Annotated in this window: 4 protein-coding genes; 2 read left to right on the top strand and 2 right to left on the bottom strand. The window is 33.8% G+C overall.

Annotated features, from left to right (window positions below; all coding sequences use genetic code 11):
• Window positions 1-13 precede the first annotated feature (13 nt).
• The gene (lpxD, locus tag HRU49_RS14155; protein WP_296358300.1) at window positions 14-1,042 is read right to left on the bottom strand and encodes a UDP-3-O-(3-hydroxymyristoyl)glucosamine N-acyltransferase; all 1,029 of its coding nucleotides are present in this window, start codon (window positions 1,040-1,042) and stop codon (window positions 14-16) included.
• Between the two features lie 51 nt (window positions 1,043-1,093).
• Window positions 1,094-2,323 (bottom strand): HD domain-containing protein, encoded by a 1,230-nt coding sequence (locus tag HRU49_RS14150; RefSeq protein WP_296358299.1) that lies wholly within the window; start codon window positions 2,321-2,323, stop codon window positions 1,094-1,096.
• A 34-nt stretch (window positions 2,324-2,357) separates the two neighbouring features.
• On the opposite strand from HRU49_RS14150, the gene HRU49_RS14145 reads away from it, so the two are divergent.
• Window positions 2,358-3,911 (top strand): bifunctional response regulator/alkaline phosphatase family protein, encoded by a 1,554-nt coding sequence (locus HRU49_RS14145; protein WP_296358297.1) that lies wholly within the window; start codon window positions 2,358-2,360, stop codon window positions 3,909-3,911.
• Window positions 3,912-4,009: 98 nt separating this feature from the next.
• Window positions 4,010-4,162: a hypothetical protein gene (locus tag HRU49_RS14140; protein ID WP_296358295.1), complete on the top strand. Its 153-nt coding sequence runs from the start codon at window positions 4,010-4,012 to the stop codon at window positions 4,160-4,162.
• The last annotated feature ends 36 nt before the right edge of the window (window positions 4,163-4,198 follow it).

Raw genomic sequence — 4,198 nt, 5'->3', positions numbered from 1 at the left:
TTTTACTTCCGTTTTAATTATCGCCATTTACTTTCTTTTCCAAATCATTAATACTCTTAACAATCTTAGGTAAATTTTTAAAATAAACATAAGATTTGTTGTAATCACCGTAGGTTAAAGCGGGTGACCCTTGTAACACTTCATTATCCTTAACATGCCTTCCTATTCCCGACTGTGCTTGAATTTTTACATTATTCCCTATAGTTATATGCCCTACAATTCCAACCTGACCTCCGATCTGACAATTTTCACCAATCTTAGTTGAACCAGCTACACCAGTCTGCGCAGCGATAACCGTATTTTTACCGATCTCTACATTATGAGCAATTTGAATTTGATTATCCAACTTAACTCCTCTTCGAATAACTGTAGACCCTAAGGTTGCTCTATCAATTGTTGTTCCTGCCCCAATATCCACAAAGTCCTCAATAATAACATTACCAATTTGCGGGACCTTTGAATATTCACCTTTGTCATTAGGTGCAAATCCAAATCCATCTGCTCCGATAATAGCACCAGAATTTATCACACAACTGCTACCTATTACACAATCTGAATAAACTTTAGCTCCAGAGAATACGATACTGTTATCCCCGATTGCTACATTATCACCAATGTAGGAATTAGGAAATATCTTTACGTTATTACCAATCGTAACATTATCCCCGATATACGTAAAGGCACCAATATATATTCCTTCTCCAATTTTAGCAGAATCCGAAATTGAACTTGGTTGTTCTATACCGGACTTGTTAAGTTTTATTTGATTGTAATACTCTAATAATTTAGTAAAAGCACCATAAGCATCATCTACCTTAATTAAAGTGGTAGCTAATTCTTCTTCTGGTTGAAAATCAGAGTTAACAATGGTGATAGAAGCTTTAGTAGTATATATATAGGACTTATATTTTGGATTGGCTAAGAATGTCAATGAACCCTCTGTTCCTTCCTCTATTTTAGCAAGCTTAGAAACTTCAATATTAGGATTACCAACAATTTTTCCTTCGAGAATACCTGCGATTTGTTCTGCTGTAAATTTCAATTAAATGGTTTTATAATATCGGTTGGTTTCCGCAAAAATAGAAAAAATACATCACATTTTCTTCTTCGGATAACACATATAATATTTAGTTACAGGTTTACTTAAAGCTTTTAGGTTTAATTGATCCGAGGCTTTTACAATATCTTTGGTTTTACCTGATTTGAGTAAAATATTAATGTGTTGTTTTTTTTGCTGATAAGCGATATTTGTTATCTCTCCAGAAAAAACAAAATATTGAGCTTCCGCTTTAGTGATTTTATATTTTGACATTAAGGCTTCTTCATAAGATTGAAGGTCTAATCTTTTAATGGGCTTATTTTTAATCTTAATTTTTAAAAGATCTCTATTAATAATCATTTCACAAAGATTACGAAGTACAAAATCATCATGATGTTGCCAGTTCTTCATAGCTGAAACAATATCGTAGTCATCTAATTTTGAAAAAATATCTAAAACATCATTATTAAAATTGCCATTTGAAATTTGAGAATTTAAAAAATACGACAATGCTTCACTGCAAACTAGGACTTCGCCTTTCTCAACCAATTCCTTTGCTCGTTTAAGAGTTTGGGTCAATAGTTGTTCTGCAACGACTCCTGTTTTATGAAGATAAACTTGCCAATACATAAAACGCCTCGCGACTAAGAACTTTTCAACACTGTAAATTCCTTTTTCTTCCACCACTAGTTCGTCATCTACAACATTAAGCATTGTAATTAGTCGTTCACTATTAATATTACCCTCAGCAACACCTGTGTAAAAACTATCTCTCTTTAAATAATCGGCTCTATCCATATCCAACTGACTAGATATAAGCTGACACATAAATTTACGCGGATACTCCCCTTTAAAAATTGATATCGCCAACGTTAAATTTCCGTTAAACTCATCATCCAATCTTTCCATGAATTTTAGGGATATCTCTTCGTGCGAAATATCATTCACAATACTATGCTCCATGGCATGAGAAAAAGGACCATGCCCTATATCATGCAATAAAATAGCCATTAAAAGTCCATTTTCTTCCTGGTCCGAAATTGTAACGTCCTTAAAACGAAGTACATTGATGGTTTTTTGCATTAAATGCATGCTTCCTAGAGCATGATGAAACCGTGTGTGATGTGCGCCTGGATAGACTAAATAAGACAATCCCATTTGGCTAATTCTACGTAGCCTTTGGAAGTATTTGTGCTGTATAAGATCAAAAATTAACGAATTTGGAATAGTAATAAATCCGTAAATTGGATCGTTAAATATTTTGAGTTTATTATTAGATTTCAAATCTTAATCCTCATTAATTAGAAAACAAATATACATGAACAACATAAATATTCTCTGGGTAGATGACGAAATCGATCTACTTAAACCACATATTCTCTTTCTAACACAGCGAAATTATGAGGTTACAACGTGCCAAAGCGGTACAGAAGCCTTAGATATTATTGATGATACTAATTTTGATATTGTTTTCTTAGATGAGAATATGCCTGGTCTTACAGGTTTGGAAACCTTGAATGAAATTAAAGAGCGTCGTGCCAACCTTCCCGTGGTAATGATTACAAAAAGTGAAGAGGAATATATTATGGAGGAAGCTATTGGAAGTAAAATCGCAGACTACCTTATAAAACCTGTTAACCCGAATCAAATATTATTGAGTCTTAAAAAAAATTTGGACCACTCACGTTTAGTTTCTGAAAAGACAACCTCCAATTATCAGCAAGAATTCAGAAAAATTGCAATGGATTTGTCGATGATAAATACTTACGAAGAGTGGGTAGATTTATATCAGAAATTGATTTATTGGGAATTACAACTGGAAGATATTGAAGATGTGGGAATGACGGATATTCTAGAATCTCAAAAAACTGAGGCTAACCTTCAGTTCGGAAAATTTATCGAAAAGAACTATGAAGACTGGTTTCAACCTAATATTGATGCACCAGTAATGTCGCACACCTTATTTAAAGATAAGGTGGTTCCAGAATTAAGTGATAAGCAACCGACACTCTTAGTAGTTATTGATAACTTGAGGTACGACCAATGGCGCGCCTTTGAGCCTATTGTAAATAACTATTACAAAAAATCTTCAGAAACATCCTTCTACAGCATTTTACCAACAGCAACGCAGTATGCAAGAAATGCCATTTTCTCAGGTTTAATGCCTGCAGATATGGAAAAGCTGTATCCTCAGTATTGGAAGAATGATACCGACGAAGGCGGAAAAAATTTACACGAAGATGATTTTTTACGAGAACAGCTCAAGCGTCTTGGATTAACTCATATTAAATATGAGTATCATAAAATTACCAATCTAAAATCTGGAAAGAAATTGGTTGAGAATTTTAGAACCTTAAAAAATAATGATCTTAGCGTGGTTGTCTACAACTTTGTAGATATGCTCTCGCACTCTAAAACCGAAATGGAAGTTGTAAAAGAGCTAGCCTCTAACGATAAGGCGTATCGCTCGTTGACGCAAAGTTGGTTTAAGAATTCACCATTATTAGAGATGATTCAGTTGGCACAACAACTAGGGTTTAAATTAATACTCACTACAGATCATGGTACTATAAATGTCAATGCACCATCAAAAGTGATTGGAGATAGAGATACAAGTCTAAATTTGAGATATAAAACTGGCCGTAGTTTAACTTATCAAGAAAAGGACGTACTCGCAATAAAAGATCCTAAATCAGTGCATTTACCAGCACTAACCATGAGTAGTTCGTTTATATTTGCGAAGGGCGATCTATTTTTGGCCTACCCAAATAACTTCAATCATTATGTGAGCTATTACAGAAACACCTATCAACATGGTGGTGTATCTTTAGAAGAAATGATCATTCCATTTGTGGTTTTGGACCCGAAGTAAATCCATTAAAAGCACAAATATCCGATGAAATGCAATTTTTTCTAGGTTTTTCAAATTATTATACCTAATATTGTAGTCTATTTTGCAATAGTTTTAGTTTGAAAACAGTCGCCTCAACATACAACTTACAGCAAATTGATTCTGTTGCTTCTGATATTTTGAAGCAATTAGAGTCTAAAGGTGTTGTATTTAATGGTGACTTGGGTGCTGGCAAAACAACATTGTTAATAGCTTTGCTCAATCCTATGTAGAGTAATGTTGTTGTAAATAGCCCAAGCTTTGCTATT

The sequence above is a fragment of the Winogradskyella sp. genome, assembly GCF_013213975.1.
In the GTDB taxonomy this organism is placed as follows: domain Bacteria; phylum Bacteroidota; class Bacteroidia; order Flavobacteriales; family Flavobacteriaceae; genus Winogradskyella.
The sequence above is the reverse complement of the archived record's forward strand: the minus strand, read 5'-3'. Positions and strand labels throughout refer to the sequence as shown.

Excerpts from the sequence above, each read along its gene's own strand:
- HRU49_RS14145 (WP_296358297.1), top strand. The coding sequence starts at position 2,358 with ATGAACAACATAAATATTCTCTGGGTAGATGACGAAATCGATCTACTT.